Source organism: Nocardia sp. NPDC057272, assembly GCF_042668615.1.
Taxonomy (GTDB): Bacteria; Actinomycetota; Actinomycetes; order Mycobacteriales; family Mycobacteriaceae; genus Nocardia.
On record NZ_JBHUYK010000019.1, the window covers coordinates 90,771 to 105,991 of the forward strand.

The following is a 15,221-nucleotide window of genomic DNA, read 5'->3' on the forward strand; positions in this document are numbered from 1 at the left end:
TCGACCACGACTTCGGGTAGATGTTCTGCGCGGATTACTCGCCGGGCCAGGGGTTTCCGTGGGGCGCTACCGTTCAGCCTCGCGGAAGGGCGTGAACTTCAGCGGCTCCCTGGACGACCGGCGCCGGGCTCGTGCGCATCAGCCACAGCGCAGCGGCGAGCGTCAGCACCCAGCCGATCACCTCGATGAGCAGATGATCTGTCGCATCGGGGACCGATTGCAGCAGGTACACCCGGACGCTGTTGATCGCTCCGTGCGTCATGACTGCCGGCCAGACACTGCCCGACCGCCAGCGAAGCGCGAGCAGCAGCGGCGCCCACGGCAGCATGCCCGCGAAATAGATGACGATGTCCCACGGTGGGCGGTCTCCGATGACGGCGAGCACCGGCAGGTGCCAGACGATCCAGACCACACCGCTGACAAGGGCCAGCGGCCAGAATCCCCATGACGCGGCGCGGGTCGCCAGCCAGCCGCGCCAGCCGAACTCCTCGCCGATCGCGAAGACCGACTGCAGGAGGAGAACCGGAATGACCCATACTGTCGCCGCCAAGATCTGGTCGAGCGGGTTGAGCGGCCAGATCCCCGATGCCAGTGCGATGCCGGCCTGGATGGCGGCGATCGCGGTGATGAGGCCGATGCCGATGCCTGCCCACTTGGGCGTGCCGCGCCACCCGGTGGCGAATGTTTCTCCGAACGTTCCGGGTCGTCGGACGAGCCACATGATGATCGCAGCGAGCAGCGGGGTCATTTGCAGGATCGGAACGATCAGGTTGTCGAAGTCCGTGGAGACCAGCCGAAAGACCATCGGAACGGACAGCGCGTAGCACAGCACGATGGCGATCGCGAAGAACCACGCGACTTCGATGACATTCGATCCGGTAGCACTGCCGCGCGCACGGACTGTCCTGCAGGCATCATGGTTCATTCACGGACCGTAGCAATACGTTTCGGTCTCCGAATCCCGGAAATACCCGGAGTTTTACCCTGAAAAGCTCCCCTACCCGACACCCACGACCGGCCGCACTCATCGTTGGGCGAGCGGACCTCACGGGTGTGATGTGGACCCGCTAGTCGGCTCGCACGCGTCTGGTGTCGTATGCCCACATCGCGATCTCGACGCGGTTGCGGGCGTCGAGCTTGGTCATCAAGGATGCGACGTGGGTCTTGACCGTGCTCAGGCCGACGAATAGCTCGGTGGCGATCTCGGCGTTGGTCCGGCCCCGTGCGACCAGCGCGAGCACCTCCTCCTCGCGCTCGGTGAGCGGGTCGATCGGCTGGACCGGTACCACCGGCGCCTGGCCGGCGAAGGTCGCCAGCAGCCGGCGGGTGACGTTGGGGGCGATCAGCGCGTCGCCGTTGGCCGCCGCGTGGATGGCCTGCACGAGGAGCTGCGGCCCGGCATCTTTGAGCAGGAAGCCGCGAGCGCCGGCGCGTAGGGCGCCGAGGACGTACTCATCGAGGTCGAAGGTGGTGATCACGACGACCGCCATCGGGTCCGTGACGCCTGGCCCGGCCAGGCGTCGCGTCACCTCGACGCCGTCGAGCCCGGGCATCCGGATGTCGACCAGGAGGACATCAGGACGCAGCCGGGTCGCCAGGTCGAGTGCTGCGAGCCCGTCTGCCGCCTCTCCCACGACCTCGAGGCCGGGTTGCGCACCGAGGATCATCACCAGCCCGGTCCGGACCAAGTCCTGGTCGTCGGCTACGAGCACACGAATGCTCATGCCGGCGCCTCCACCGGCAGCACGGCCTCGACCACCCAGCCGCCCCCGGGCCCCGGCCCCGCGGAGAGCGATCCGCCCAGGAGCTGGGCGCGTTCGGCCATGCCGCGCAGGCCGAATCCAGGCTCCGGGACCGGCCCCGGCTCGGTCTGTCCATCGTCGCTGACACGCAGCCTGACGGCGTCACCCTCGCGGCGTACGTCGATTCCGACGCGGGTCGCACTCGGGGCGTGCCGTACGGCGTTGGTCAGCGACTCCTGCGCGAGCCGGTAGAGCGCGGCGTCCACGGGCCGTGCCAGCCGGGTCAACGAACCGGACAGCGAGACCTCGACGGTGGGCGTCGCGTCGGCGCGCGCCAGAGCAAGCAGGTCCGCGACACCCAGCTGCGGTGAGTAGGCGACGGCGTCCTCCTCACGCAGCACCCGCACCATGGATCTCATCTCCGCCAGGGTTCGCGACGCTTCGGACTCTATCGCCGCCAGGACCTCGGCAGCCTTCTCGGGCTGGATGGCGGCGACCACGCCACCGGCCTGCGCCTGCACCGCGATAGCCGAGACGTGGTGGGCCACGGTGTCGTGCAGCTCGCGCGCCAGCGCTACCCGTTCCTGATTGCGGATCTCGCGCTGTTGGCGATGCCAGAGGTCCGCCCGGTAGCGGAACACCGCCGCCAGGGCGACGAGCAACAGCAACAGGACGCTCCCGCCGAAAACATCGGACCAGCCCGCGGAGGAGGCGTACATCCCCAGCGCGACAACGACTGTCACGAACGCCGTGCCCACGACGATCTCCCGTCCAGAGCCCCACCGCACCAGGGAGTAGAGCAGGATCAGGACGGCCATCATGGAGTCGAGGCCGAGATCCCCGGTGTGCGTGGTCAGCTGGAGGATCGAGAGCAGACCGGCGACGCCCCACCCGAACAGGGCGGCCATCAGGGGGCGGCTTCGCCGCCAGAGCAGGGCCGGCATCAGCGCCAGGGCGAGCACCACCACGAGGGGTCGCCACGCCAAGCCCGGCGCAACGATGCCTTCGACCAAGGTGGCGCCCGTGAACACCCCCACCAGCAGCCAGTCGAGACGACCGATGGGTGGGGCGTCAGCAGGCCGAGGCTCGTGCCAGATGGAGCGACGGACAGTGACCACGGCTCCAGCCTAGGGATCGGCGCGCCTCGGCGTATCCGCCGAAAGTACGAGACGGAGACCATGCCATCGGCCAGGTGAACTCCAGCCTCCGGGCGGGTGTGCCCGGCGCCGGGCTCAGCGATCGTGGACCTACCGATCCGCCCCACCACGGAGACCATGATGAAATCACGTCAACTCACCACCACCCTGGAAGACCAGCCGATGCCGGTGCGAGCCAAGCTCGCCGCAGCATGGACGAGCTTCATGTTCCTGTACGCCTACGTGGACATTCTCAACTTCTTCACGCCCGGCGTCGTCGAGGACATCCTCGACGGCAGGGTCTTCGAATTCAGCCTCTCCCAAACCTTTTCGACCTCAGCGCTGATCCTCATGGCTATCCCGATCTTCATGGTCGTGCTGTCGATGACGCTGCCCGCCGGGGTCAACCGCATCGCGAACCTCATCGTGGCTTCGCTCTACGTCCCCGTCACGGTATTCAATGTGGTGGGCGCGTCCTGGCTGTACTTCTACGGCCTCGGCGTCGTATTGGAATTGATCCTTCTCGCCCTCATCCTGCGGTACGCCTGGACCTGGCCCCGCACCGCACCTTCGGCGACCATGGCGACCGGCCCGGACCTCGAAACCGTTCGCGCGCAGCAGCAAGCGTGAACCAAGAGTGAAGCCGGGTTCGCAGGCGTTGATCCGTACCTGCGGGGAAGGCATTCGCAGACTGGTCGGTCACCATGTCCACGAGGACTTCGAGCGGCCGTGATCAGGCCATCGTCGTCTTGCTACCGTGGTGCGACAGTTGCCGTACGCAAGCGAGGTTGCCCGATTCTTCCGAGCTTTTCACCCGGCCCCGCGGTCCCCCGACTGCGTCGTCCTCGAATGCTTCGGAGTGTGCCATGCCAACCCAGATCACCGCGCTCGCGGTCAGCAAGTCTTACGACGGCGATCCCGTTCTCACGGATGTGACATGTTCGCTCGACGTCGGCGAGCGCACCGGGATCATCGGCGAAAACGGCTCCGGCAAGACCACCCTGCTGCGTCTGTTCGCCGGGCGGGTGCAGCCCGATCGCGGCGAGATCGTCGTCCACGCCGAGGGTGGTGTCGGCTACCTCGCGCAAGACGAGCAACTCCCCCAGCACCTCACTGTGCAGCAGCTCATCGACCAAGCCCTTACCGAGCTGCGAGCGGTCGAAGCCCGGATGCGCCGCCTCGAGATCGCGATGGCCGACGGCGACGAGTCCGGAATCGACGAATACGGTGACCTGACACTACTTTTCGAACATCACGGCGGCTACGGCGCCGATGCGCGAGTGGAACAGGCTATCCACGGACTGGGATTGGGCCTGGTGGATCGCGACCGCACGATCGGCGAGCTGTCGGGCGGTGAGCAGGTCCGGCTGCGCCTGGCCGCGGTGCTGGCGGCAGCTCCGGAACTGCTGTTACTGGACGAACCAACCAACCACCTCGACGACGTCGCCCTGACCTGGCTCGAAGACCACCTGCTCGCCCGGCGGGGCACAACGGTGGCGGTCTCTCACGATCGGGCCTTCCTCGAACGGGTGACGACCAGCCTGCTGGAGGTCGACGCGGACCGCCGGCGCGTCGTCCGATACAACGACGGTTACCCAGGATTCCTGGCGGAAAAGGCAGCCGAACGAGCGCGATGGGTGCAGGCGCACGCGCAATGGCTGGCCGATACCGAACGATTCCGCGAGGCCGCCGACACCACCGCCCGCAGGGTCGCACCGGGCCGGGCGATGGCCGACAACAACAAGATGGCCTACGGCCGAGCCGGTGGACGGGTGCAGCAATCAGTGGCCAGCCGGGTTCGCAATGCGCAGGAACGGCTGCGGCGCCTGCTCGCCAACCCGGTGCCGGCACCGCCGAAACCCCTTCGATTCGCGCCCACCCTGGCGACCACACGCCCACACGGGGCCGGGCTCGAGGCCACCGGGATCTCCGTCGCAGGCAGACTCAAGCCGACCAGCGTGACGCTCGCCGCGGGCGACCGCCTGCTGATCACCGGCCCGAACGGCGCGGGCAAGACCACCCTGTTACGGGTGCTGGCCGGCGAGCTCGCACCCGACACCGACACCGGCACCGTCGCCCGGACCGGCAAGATCGGCTACCTCGCGCAGGAACCACCGCCCGCCGTCCGCGGACGCATGATGTTCGTCGCCTTCGCGCGCGATCGCCCGGGTGACCCAGAATTCCACGGCGACCAACTGCTCTCACTCGGCCTGTTCGACGTCTCCCAGTTCACGACGCGTGTGGAGGACCTGTCCACCGGCCAGCGCCAGCGCCTCGCCCTGGCGCGCTTGGTCACCGAACCCGTCGACGTGCTGCTCCTCGATGAGCCGACCAACCATCTGTCGCCAGGTCTGGTCGAGGAGTTGGAAACCGCGCTCGCACACTTCCCGGGAGCCATCGTGGTCGTCAGCCACGACCGGCGACTGCGCAGCCGCTGGGAAGGCACCCACCTCGCCTTACAGGCGTCGGCCTCCGTGTGAACTGTGTAGACCTACCGCGGCCCACCATGGCCGAGACGACATGCGATTATCCGAATCCACCGGCACGGACCATCCGCGCGTAGAGGTCGTCGGCGCGCATCAACTCGTCGTGCGTCCCGACCGCGCGTACGCTGCCGTCGTCCATCACGACGATCCGATCGGCGTGCCGCACGGTCGACAAACGGTGAGCAATCGTGACGACGGCGTGGGTGCGCGCCCGCACGGCGATCGCTTCGACGATCGATGCCTCGGTCAGGGTGTCGATCTGCGACGTCGCTTCGTCGAGAAGCAGCACGTCGGCGTCACCGAGCATCGCGCGTGCCATCGCGATCCGTTGCCGCTGCCCGCCCGAGAGGTCGGTGTCGCGAACGTGGGTGTCCAGGCCTTTCGGCTGGGCCGCGACGACCGAGTCGAGTCGGAGAAGGCGAAGAACCTCGGCCACCTCGTCATCGGTGGCACCGTGCCGCAGGAACCGCAGGTTGTCGCTCAATGTGCCCGGCACCAAAGGGGATTCCTGCTCGACATACGCGATACGCGCGCGAACCTCCGACATCGTCAGGTTCCGGTACGCCACGCCGCCCACCGAGATGGTCCCGGTGTCGGGTTCGACGAATCGCAGGATCGTCGAGAACACCGTTGTCTTGCCCGCGCCGGACGGACCCACGATGGCTGTATGGCCGGTCGCCGGAATCCGCAGCGTCAATCCCTTCAATGCGTGCGGTGCGTCAGGTGCGTAGCGGACAGTGACGTCGTCGAAACGCAAGGCGGCGTCGGGCTCGGCGGTCGTCGCCGGCACAGGCTCGTGCGCCACGTCTGCTTCGGAGTGCAGCGTCTCCATCTCCCGGATACGCATGGCGGCCGCGATACCCGACTGCATGGCCGTGATGTGCGTGGTCAGTTCTTGGATCGGTCCCATCAAGGTGAACGCGTACAGCAGGAACGCGATCAGCGTCGAGACGGTCAGCGAACCGTTGTCGACGCGCCAGGCGCCGATGGCCAGGATCGCGATGATGGCGCCCTGCACGCCGGTCCACGCGACGGTCCATGCCGTTGCCGAGACGCGCACCGACTCGATCGCGTGTGTCCGGGCGTGGCGTGCGTCGGCGCCGATCAACGTGGCGATGCGATGCTCGGCGCGTGCCGCCTTGACGGTGCGCACCGAACGCAGGCTGCCTTCCAGCACGCCGCCGAGGCGGCCGAGCGATTCCTGGGTTTGCGCGTCCGCCTTGGCGATTCGCGGCATGAGCGTTCCGAACAGGATCCCGACGACGACGATGGCCAGCACGGTGACGCCGAGGAGCATCATGTCGAGCACACCCATGAGGATCACGGTGCCCACCGTCAGGAAGGTGGCGTTGATGATGCCGATCACCGCAGACGACGCGGCCTCCTTCAGCAGCAAGGTGTCTGCCGTGACGCGCGTGACCAACTCGCCGGTGGGACGCGCCTGCACCGACGGAACCGTCGCGCCGAGCAGTTGTCGAACGAGCATGGTGCGTGCGTCGAAGACGATGTTCTCGGCGACAGTCCCGAGCAGAATCCAGTAACCCCATCCGAGTGCGGCGCCGATGACGAGCAGCACCAACAGGGCACCGGTCGGGCCCATGATCGACGCGCCCGTGCCGAGTGCGTCGAGGATCGACTTGGTCACCATCGGCGTCGCCATCACCGTCGCGGAACTGCCGAGGGCGAGTACGAGTCCGATCAGCAGGGTGCGTGTGTGCGGTCGGGCATAGCCGATCAGGACACCCAGGTTCGACATGGTCATCGGTGGAGCGGTTTCGATGGGAGGCGCTATCGTCGTCACCCCATCAATGGAACATCATTGTTCCATTTTAGTAAAGTGAATATCCAGGATGGACCTCGTTTATGCTGCCTCTGTGGAGGATGTCGAAGAGACCAGTGCCCGCGAACGCACCCGCCGCGCGATTCTCGATGCGGCAGTGGCGACGTTCGCGAAATCGCCCAACGCGTCGCTGACGGAAGTCGCCGCGAAGGCGCGCGTCGGACGTACGACGCTGCACCGCTATTTTTCCGAACGATCCGACCTGATCGCTGCCGTCGGGCGGCTCACCGAACAGGCCGTGGCCGACGCCTCGAAGCGTGCGTGCCTGGCCGACGGGACAGGGCTCGACGCGGTCCTTCGGCTGTGTCAGGAGTACTTCGAACTCAGCGATGTCCTCACGGTCATGTTCTTCACGTCAGGCGTCTACGACGAGACCACGTCGTGCCTGTCCGACGACGCCGCGATCGCGGCGATAGAGCGGGGGCGCGACGACAGCTCGATCGACGCAGCGCTCGACGCCTCGTGGATCCTGAACATGATGTGGGCGCTGCTGTATGCCGCCGTCGACCACGTCAACCGTGGGTCGGCCAGCCGCATGCATGCGCAGACACAGGCACTGACGAGCCTGCGCAAAGCGATCCGCTCGCCCGGGTGACCGATATCTGGGCCACCTGCTGCGGCTCGACCCGCCCGAACACCCCAGCCACGCGTCCGAATTTCGGGGTCACCGCGGCGTAGAATCGCCTATTCGGTCGAACCACATTTCGGGGGACGGTAGCCAGGAAGGTGACCAATGTCCGTTTCTCGGAACGCTCTGGTGTTCGTCTGCACAGTGGGTCTGCTGGCGGCGGCCTGTTCATCGAACGAGACCGCGCAGGATTCCCGATCGGCCTCGGGCGCGCCCTCGACGTTCACGAGTGAAGACCCGGTGCAGGCCGAGGCCGTCATGAAGATCGTCGACGATTACATGGCGCAGGCGCACCTGAAGTCGGTGATCGTGCGCGTGACGGTCGACGGGAAAGAGATCGTCACCGCCGCCAGGGGCGAGTCCATGACGGGCGTGCCCGCCACCACCGCGATGCATTTCCGCAACGGTGCCGTCGCGATCTCCTACGTGTCGACCTTGCTGTTGATCCTGGCCGACGAGCGGAAACTGAGCCTCGACGACAAGCTCTCGAAATACCTGCCCACCATTCCCAACGCGGACCGGGTGAATCTGCGCCAACTGGCCCAGATGACCTCGGGCTATCACGATTTCGTGCTCGGTAATGCGAAATTCGCGGAGATCGCTTACGCGGATCCGTACAAGGCGTGGACCACCCAGGAACAACTCGCTCTCGCGATCGACGACCCCCTGTGGTTCGAGCCCGGAACCAACTGGGCCTACGCGCACACCAACTATGTACTCCTCGGCCTGGCGCTGGAGAAGGTCACGGGTAAATCGCTCGCGGATGCCCTGCAGGAGAAGGTTCTCGGCCCGCTCGACCTGAAGAACACCGAGCCGAACCTCACCCCCTACATCCCCGAGCCGGTCCTGCATTCCTTCACCTCGGAACGCCGCGAGTTCTTCGAATTGGCACCCGACGTTCCGTTCTATGAGGAATCGACCTATTGGAATCCCTCGTGGACGCTCAGCCACGGCACTATCCAGACGAGCGACATCTACGACCTGGAACGAAGTGCCGTCGCCATCGGCAGCGGCGAATTGCTGTCCGAGGAGTCGTACCGGGCGATGACGACAACGGACCTGCGAGGGAAGACGACAGCGGTCCCCGGCTGCGTCAACTGCCGGGCGCTCGACGATTTCCAGACCTATGGTCTGGGCCTGTGGCTCACCGGCGACTGGTCCTACCAGAACCCACTGTTCTACGGCTCTGCCGCGGTCAACGCCTACCTGCCGTCGAAGAAGATCGCGATCGCGGTTGCTGTCACCTACCAGCCCCAAGCGTTCAGCGCGTCGGGCGGCTACTCGAACGGCGGTGACGCTCTGTTCCGCAAGATCGGCGCGTACCTCGCCCCGGACGACGCCCCGCCGGTCAAGAAGGATGTTCCGTCGCAGGGCGGGTCGTAGATGCCCGACTGGGACGGCGCAGGCTATGCCCACATCAGCGGACTCCAGCGCGCGATGGCGACGGACGCCGTGGAGTCCGTCTCGCTCGCGGGGGCCGAGCACGTCCTCGACGTGGGTTGTGGCGACGGCTATGTGACACGCCTGATCGCGGCGCGGGTGCCCGCTGGTTCCGTGCTCGGCATCGACCCGTCGCCGCGGATGATCGAGGCCGCCCGCACGGCCGACGACCAGCTCACGAACGTCGACTTCGCAGTCGCCGATGTCACGACGATGACCTTCCCCCGCGACTTCGACCTCGTCGTCTCGTTCAACGCACTGCACTGGGTGCTCGACCAGGAGACGGCCTACCGGCACATCGCCGCGGCACTCGCACCCAGCGGGCGGGTGCTCGTGCAGTATGTCTGCGGCGGGCCTCGCCCGAGCATCGAGGACGTCGCGATGGCGGTCACCGCCGATGTGCGCTGGTCGCCAGCGTTCGCCGGATTCGCGCGCCCCTACGTGCATATCGACCCCGGCGCGCTGCCCGCGATCGCGGCGAGCGCCGACCTGGAGGTCACCACGTACTCCGTGACCGACCGGGAATGGGACTTCGGCTCACGCGAGGCCTTCGCACAGTGGTGCACGGTCGGGTTCGCGGACTGGACAGCCCGCGTTCCCGCCGCCGACATCCCCGTCTTCGTCGACGAGGTCGTCGACCGCTACGAATCCGTCGTCGGCCGGCCAGGACTGTTCCGATTCCAGCAGTTACGGGCCGAGCTCTCACGCCGGACCGCCTCCCTGGAACCCAGGTAGAGGACTACTCGATCACTGCGCCAGTGCCGCAGCGGCGGCCAATCCTCCGAATCGGATCAATGAGACACGGGCTGCCCCAGATGGTCTGGGGCAGCGCGACAGCCTTACGGTCCGCCGACAGGGCCGGAAACACCGAGCAGTGTTGTCTGCATCTCCAGCAGGTGGTCCATGTCGCCTTCGACATCGGCAACCGCGTTGCCGTACAGGAAGCTCTCGCCGAGGCGGACGAGGGCATAGGCAAGAGTGGTTCGGTCGATCGGGGGGCGGTAGCCGTCTTGTTCTTGCGCGCGCTGGATGAGCTTTTCGACCAGGGCGACGCTGCCGCGGTGGACCGGCCCGTCCGCCTGGGTAACCAGACGAAGGGCGGCCGGTGATTCGTTCTGGAGATAGGTGCGCAGTGCACGATCAGCCGACAACTGGCGTATCACCTGATCGAACACTTCACAGATGCGATGGACGCCGCGGCTGGTGCAGCGGCTGTCGATCGCGGTGATCACCTGCTCGAACTGGCGGGCGAGAGTGAGACCGAGCAGCTCTTCTCTGGTGCCGAATCGGCGGTAGATGGTCGTTCGGCTGATCCCGAGCTCGGTAGCCACCGCATGCAATTCGACCCGTTCCCCGCGTTGAAAGGCACGGATCGCGGAATCCAGCACGTCGTTGCGAGGAGCCGCACGAGAAGAAGCAAGGGCGGGAGCGCGAGGCCGTGACACCCCCTCCGACGCGCCGACACGGATCAATTCCCCTGACGCTCGAGCGGCGCCGGCGTCGACGGCACGCACGGCCGCCGGGTCGAGGTGGCGCATAGCCGCGACGATGATCGAGATCGTCAGATTCGCGGCCGCGGTGAAATCGAGGTGCTGGACGAGCGCTTGCTGCACCCCACGTACCCCGATGTCGGTAATTGTCGCCGCGCAGAAATCGGCGCTGGCACCCCACGTCAGATCGGGGCCGCCGTATTCGTGCCGAATCAGTTCGGCGACGGTGTCGGTCACCGACTGGATCGTGGCGGTCCGCACTGCGTGTGAGCGCCCCGCGGTCGCCGAACCGAAGAGGATGTGGAAGCCCTCGGCGTGGGTGGCGGCGAAGTCGAACAGTGCGCGTGTGGTCGTCGCGATGTGCCGGTCGAGTTCGAAACCTTGTGCGCGCCGGTAGCTTTCCCGCATCCATTCCAACAGCCGCGCCGCCTCCCGGCGGGCACACGCATCGAAGATCTGGTCTTTGGATCCGAAGTGCGAGTACAGCGTCGGCTTGGAGGTCTCGGCGGCGGTGGCCAGTTGGTCCATGGTGACATTGTCGAAGCCGTGAGCGGCGAAGACGGTGAGGACGCCGTCGAGCAATGTGTCGTCGGACGGCCGCACCGCTGTGGAGCGGCGGTGGGGCCGGGCGTCGGCCGGTTTCGAATCGGACCTGGTCATGATGGCCGAGACTACCTTCTCGTCCGTCGCGGGAATCGCGGTCATTTCCGAACCACGAGCGTGAACAGCTCTTCTTCGACCGACGCCCGGTGCCGCTGCGCGTCGGCACGCGCCGATGATGGTCGCCACCTGCCCGCGAGCAGCCATACCGAGGGTAGGAACACCAGCTGTGCCGCGAGGCATACCCACCACAGCTGTTGCCACTGCTTCGGGGCGTTGTGGGCGGCGCGGCGGACGTCCTCGCCGTGTAGCGCCAGAAATCGCAGCTCCGCTTCGGGCACAGTGGCCCCGGCCTTCAATGCCGCGGAGGTGTGCGTTACGTGTGGGCCGAAGTCGGCGAGCACCCCGGCGGCGGGAATCGCGAAGATCAGCGCGGTGAACGACAGCGCGACAACAACCCGTACGCAAGCGCCCCATACCGCCAACCCGGTTACTGTCGCCGCCGGATTGCGCGCCTCCACCGTTTCGGTGAAGGCGGCCATCCAGGTGGCGAACGTCATTCCGGTGCCGAGGGCGATCACCACGATGATCACCGCGAACAGGCGGTAAGTGGTACTGCTGTCGCCGGTGGCGACAGCGAACCAGCCGATCCCGAACGCGCTGATGAGCCCACCGACGATCATGAAGGGTTTGCGCACCCCCAGTACGTCCGACAGCACCCCGAACACGATGAGGCTCAGTGCGTTCACGATCCAATACCAGGTGGCCAGGCTGTTCGCACGGGCGTCGCTGTAGCCGAAAGTGGTGACCAGGAACAGCACCAAGAATCCGACAGCGACGTAGTAGAACAGCAGATAGCAGCTGATCGCACCGGCCGGAACGAGGATCCGGCTGGTCATCATCTGCCGCCAGTGCCCGCGCGTCGACTGATCTTGGTCGATATCGCGTGCCCGCGCTTCCAGCAACGCACGGTCACGCAGGCTCACCATCCGCTGATCGCGCAGCTGGGGTGCGAGTTCGCGCAGCCCGACGAACGCGACCAGCGAGATCCCCGCCCCGACTACTCCGGCTACCTGGAACTGAAATTGCCAATCATGGTGAGTATCCAGGGTGTTGCTCGACACGACCGTGACGAGCAAGCTGCCGAGCACCGGCCCGAGGGTCCAGAACCCCATGGCCGATGCACGGCTGAGCTGTGGTGAGAAGTCGCGGATGAGGGCGGGAGTCGCGACCAGCACGACCCCCTCGACCCCGGCGATCAGCCCGAAAACCACCATGTAGGCAAGGGAACTATGGACGTTCGGCGCCGCGATCCCGACCAATAGCGACACCACGATCAAGCCGTAGACGACCAGATTTGCGCGGCCCCAACGATCGGCGAGGCCGGCCGCGAGCGAGCCGAGTACCCCGATCAGGCCACCGACGACCTGGCCGAGGATGAAGTAGGTCAACGACATGTCCAGGTCGGCGAGGACTTTCGTCGCGACCGCGCCTTGAACGTAGAGCTGGTAGTACAGCACCACGGTCGCGCCGACGGTGATCGCCAGATACATCGCTCGCTTTCCGTTGGCGGGGAACCGATCCAGTTGTCGATTCCAGATCTCGAACGGAGAACTCGTCATGGTCGCGGGTCAGCCGTTGCGGGGGCGGCCGAAGCAGTTCATCGGGACCCGGTTCGCCGGGTCCAGGGCGTTGAGGATGTGCTGTGCGACAACAGCATCCCCTGCCGCACCCGCGTGTTCGAACAGGGCGAGCGGGCACTGGTCCTGCACAACGATGTTGGTCACGTTCGGGGCGATCGGTCCCATGCCGCTGGTGTGCGGAACCACGACCTGATCCCAGCGGGTCATGATGAAGGTGTAGTCGATACCGGCCGGGTAGGCGTCACCGGAGTTCACGTCTTCGAGGTAGTCCGAACCGGTCGTCATCTGCAGGCTGGCCCCGAATCCGTAAGCCTCGGCACGGAGTTGGAGGTCATCCCATACGCCGAGCGCGTCGAGGGCAAGCGCGATCAGGCCTTGCCCCCCTGCCTGGGTGCCGTTGTTGAGCGGGGTCAGGTTCACCGACTTGGCGACTTTGGCAGCTCCGCCGCCGTGCTTGATGTACCAGCGCGGCATCACAGTGCCTTCGGAGTGGCCGACAATGTCTACCTTCTGTGCGCCGGTGGCCGCCAGCACACGATCCACGAACGGCGCCAGCTCATTGATCGAGGATTCGCGCATCGACTTGGTTGCCGGGATCAGGTTCAACGGCACGGGTGCGGCCGGGTCGAAGCCGTAGTTCAGAGCGAACACGCAGTAGCCGTTGTTGGCCAGCAGCGGTGAGATGGTCTGCCAGTTGGCGGCCATCGTGGCAGTGAGGCCGTGAACCAGAACCACCGGCTCTGGATGTTCGGCACTCGGACGGCAGCTCCAGTCGTTCGCGGCGGGCGGGGAGGACCGGTCGACGAAGTGGGCGATTCCGTCGATCAGCCCGTACGGGACGGGGTACTGCGGTGCGGCCTGCGCGGTGGCGGGCGTGCCGGCAGCAGCGAGACCGGCCAGTGTCGCGGCCAGGACCAGCCGTTTCAGGGAGCCGAGGCGACGGCGAGGGCAAGCGATTCGGACGAGGGAAGACATGTGGACTCCTAGGACATCGTTGTTCTGCCCCAGTTCTAGCATCGCTTTACTCTCAATAAAGCTGGAATCGTCATTTTTCAGGCAAATGCGCTCGAACTGTTGACACAGCGCCTCGTTTTGATGGAACGTCGTAGAGCATTCGTTCCATAGCAAGGAGTGATACGACGTGTTTCCGCCATCCGCGCACAACACCGGCAGCGCTGCCGAGTTGGCCATCGACCGCCCGTTCTTGGGTGAGTGGCTGATCTCGCTCGGCGTGCGATGCGCCGGCCCAGTCGAGGTCGCTCGGATCGGGGCGGGCAATTCCAACCTGACGTTCCTGGTCACCGACACAGCCGGTCGACGGTGGGTGTTGCGCCGACCACCGCTGGGCGACCTGCTGGCCTCCGCCCACGACGTAGTCCGCGAGGCGCGGGTCGTGGGCGCCCTGCGGGGCACAGGCGTGCCGGTGCCGCAGGTGCTCGGGGTCGGTGCACACGAAGGCGTCCCGATGGTCTTGCTCGAGCACATCGAGGGCCAGGTCATCGAAGACGTGGCTGTCGCGCAGACCCTGACCCCACATCAGCGCCGTGCAACCGGGCTGGCGCTGGCGCGCGCGCTCGCCCAAGTGCATGCCGTTGACCTGGCCGCCACTGGACTGACCGACCTGGCCAGCCATCGCCCTTACGCCGAACGCCAGCTACGCCGCTGGTCCAGGCAATGGGACCGATCCCGCACCCGGGACCTGCCACAGGTCGATCAGCTCACCCAGCGACTGAGCGCCGCCATACCTCAACAGCACGAACTCACCCTGGTACACGGTGACTTCCACCTGCGCAACATGATCACCTCGCCGGCCGATGGCACCATCACCGCGGTCCTGGACTGGGAGCTGTGCACCCTCGGCGAACCACTCGCCGACCTCGGCAGTCTGCTCGCCTACTGGCCGGAACCCGGCGAACCCTCGATCGCCGGGTTCGAGATGACCACGCTGGCGGGGTTTCCCACCCGGCAAGAACTCGTCGACGAATACCTCGCTCACACCGGCCGTGACCCCGCCGCTCTGGCCTTCTGGCACGCGCTGGGGCTCTGGAAGCTGGCGATCATCGCCGAAGGCGTCCGCCGCCGAGTTCTCGACAACCCGGACAACAGCACCCATGCCGGGGCACCGGCGACCGACCAGATCGATCACCTCGTCGACCTCGCCGACGTAGTGGCCACTACTACCGGCATGTGACCATCAGCGCAGAAAGTGAACAACG

13 protein-coding genes are annotated in these 15,221 nt (G+C 66.3%); 6 read left to right on the forward strand and 7 right to left on the reverse strand.

The genetic code is table 11. The features are described 5' to 3' along the window. Positions 1-73: 73 nt before the first annotated feature. The 3 genes from ACFULV_RS23815 to ACFULV_RS23825 form a co-directional block, all read right to left on the reverse strand. Positions 74-925, reverse strand: a complete 852-nt coding sequence (locus ACFULV_RS23815) for a CPBP family intramembrane glutamic endopeptidase (protein WP_378660231.1) — start codon at positions 923-925, stop codon at positions 74-76. 142 nt (positions 926-1,067) lie between these two features. After that, on the reverse strand, positions 1,068-1,724 hold the full coding sequence (locus ACFULV_RS23820; RefSeq protein WP_378660234.1) for a response regulator: 657 nt from the start codon (positions 1,722-1,724) through the stop codon (positions 1,068-1,070). Beyond that, positions 1,721-2,860, reverse strand: a complete 1,140-nt coding sequence (locus tag ACFULV_RS23825; RefSeq protein WP_378660237.1) for a sensor histidine kinase — start codon at positions 2,858-2,860, stop codon at positions 1,721-1,723. Before ACFULV_RS23825 ends, ACFULV_RS23820 begins: the two co-directional genes overlap by 4 nt. Positions 2,861-3,019: 159 nt before the next feature. On the opposite strand from ACFULV_RS23825, the gene ACFULV_RS23830 reads away from it, so the two are divergent. Further along, on the forward strand, positions 3,020-3,508 hold the full coding sequence (locus tag ACFULV_RS23830; RefSeq protein ID WP_378660240.1) for a DUF6326 family protein: 489 nt from the start codon (positions 3,020-3,022) through the stop codon (positions 3,506-3,508). Between the two features lie 236 nt (positions 3,509-3,744). Further along, a complete protein-coding gene (gene abc-f / locus ACFULV_RS23835) occupies positions 3,745-5,358 on the forward strand; it encodes a ribosomal protection-like ABC-F family protein (RefSeq protein ID WP_378660242.1) in 1,614 nt (537 codons plus the stop codon). Between the two features lie 46 nt (positions 5,359-5,404). Here abc-f and ACFULV_RS23840 read toward each other — a convergent pair whose 3' ends face one another. Further along, positions 5,405-7,126 carry an ABC transporter ATP-binding protein gene (locus ACFULV_RS23840; RefSeq protein ID WP_378660244.1) on the reverse strand — a complete coding sequence of 574 codons (1,722 nt, stop codon included), beginning with the start codon at positions 7,124-7,126 and terminating at the stop codon, positions 5,405-5,407. A 112-nt stretch (positions 7,127-7,238) separates the two neighbouring features. Between ACFULV_RS23840 and ACFULV_RS23845 the strand changes: the two genes are divergently transcribed. The 3 genes from ACFULV_RS23845 (at position 7,239) to ACFULV_RS23855 (ending at position 10,007) form a co-directional block, all read left to right on the forward strand. Beyond that, positions 7,239-7,799, forward strand: a complete 561-nt coding sequence (locus tag ACFULV_RS23845; RefSeq protein ID WP_378660246.1) for a TetR/AcrR family transcriptional regulator — start codon at positions 7,239-7,241, stop codon at positions 7,797-7,799. 138 nt (positions 7,800-7,937) lie between these two features. Then, complete coding sequence (locus ACFULV_RS23850; RefSeq protein ID WP_378660248.1) at positions 7,938-9,215, forward strand: serine hydrolase domain-containing protein; 1,278 nt, start codon at positions 7,938-7,940, stop codon at positions 9,213-9,215. After that, a complete protein-coding gene (locus ACFULV_RS23855) occupies positions 9,216-10,007 on the forward strand; it encodes a class I SAM-dependent methyltransferase (protein WP_378660251.1) in 792 nt (263 codons plus the stop codon). A gap of 104 nt (positions 10,008-10,111) precedes the next feature. On the opposite strand, the gene ACFULV_RS23860 is transcribed toward ACFULV_RS23855, so the two are convergent. The 3 genes from ACFULV_RS23860 to ACFULV_RS23870 are packed head-to-tail and all read right to left on the reverse strand — an operon-like array spanning position 10,112 to position 13,980. Further along, positions 10,112-11,422: a QsdR family transcriptional regulator gene (locus ACFULV_RS23860; protein ID WP_378660254.1), complete on the reverse strand. Its 1,311-nt coding sequence runs from the start codon at positions 11,420-11,422 to the stop codon at positions 10,112-10,114. A gap of 41 nt (positions 11,423-11,463) precedes the next feature. Further along, complete coding sequence (locus tag ACFULV_RS23865) at positions 11,464-12,984, reverse strand: MFS transporter (protein ID WP_378660256.1); 1,521 nt, start codon at positions 12,982-12,984, stop codon at positions 11,464-11,466. 9 nt (positions 12,985-12,993) lie between these two features. Further along, entirely contained in the window at positions 12,994-13,980 is a 987-nt protein-coding gene (locus ACFULV_RS23870) for an esterase/lipase family protein (RefSeq protein ID WP_378660258.1), read from the reverse strand. A 166-nt stretch (positions 13,981-14,146) separates the two neighbouring features. On the opposite strand from ACFULV_RS23870, the gene ACFULV_RS23875 reads away from it, so the two are divergent. Continuing rightward, positions 14,147-15,196: a phosphotransferase family protein gene (locus ACFULV_RS23875; protein ID WP_378660261.1), complete on the forward strand. Its 1,050-nt coding sequence runs from the start codon at positions 14,147-14,149 to the stop codon at positions 15,194-15,196. Positions 15,197-15,221: the final 25 nt, after the last annotated feature.

Coding starts and splice junctions, on each gene's coding strand:
- ACFULV_RS23850 (WP_378660248.1), top strand. CDS start 7,938: ATGTCCGTTTCTCGGAACGCTCTGGTGTTCGTCTGCACAGTGGGTCTG.
- ACFULV_RS23870 (WP_378660258.1), bottom strand. CDS start 13,980: ATGTCTTCCCTCGTCCGAATCGCTTGCCCTCGCCGTCGCCTCGGCTCC.
- ACFULV_RS23815 (WP_378660231.1), bottom strand. CDS start 925: ATGAACCATGATGCCTGCAGGACAGTCCGTGCGCGCGGCAGTGCTACC.
- ACFULV_RS23840 (WP_378660244.1), bottom strand. CDS start 7,126: ATGACCATGTCGAACCTGGGTGTCCTGATCGGCTATGCCCGACCGCAC.
- ACFULV_RS23860 (WP_378660254.1), bottom strand. CDS start 11,422: ATGACCAGGTCCGATTCGAAACCGGCCGACGCCCGGCCCCACCGCCGC.
- abc-f (WP_378660242.1), top strand. CDS start 3,745: ATGCCAACCCAGATCACCGCGCTCGCGGTCAGCAAGTCTTACGACGGC.
- ACFULV_RS23830 (WP_378660240.1), top strand. CDS start 3,020: ATGAAATCACGTCAACTCACCACCACCCTGGAAGACCAGCCGATGCCG.
- ACFULV_RS23855 (WP_378660251.1), top strand. CDS start 9,216: ATGCCCGACTGGGACGGCGCAGGCTATGCCCACATCAGCGGACTCCAG.
- ACFULV_RS23865 (WP_378660256.1), bottom strand. CDS start 12,984: ATGACGAGTTCTCCGTTCGAGATCTGGAATCGACAACTGGATCGGTTC.
- ACFULV_RS23820 (WP_378660234.1), bottom strand. CDS start 1,724: ATGAGCATTCGTGTGCTCGTAGCCGACGACCAGGACTTGGTCCGGACC.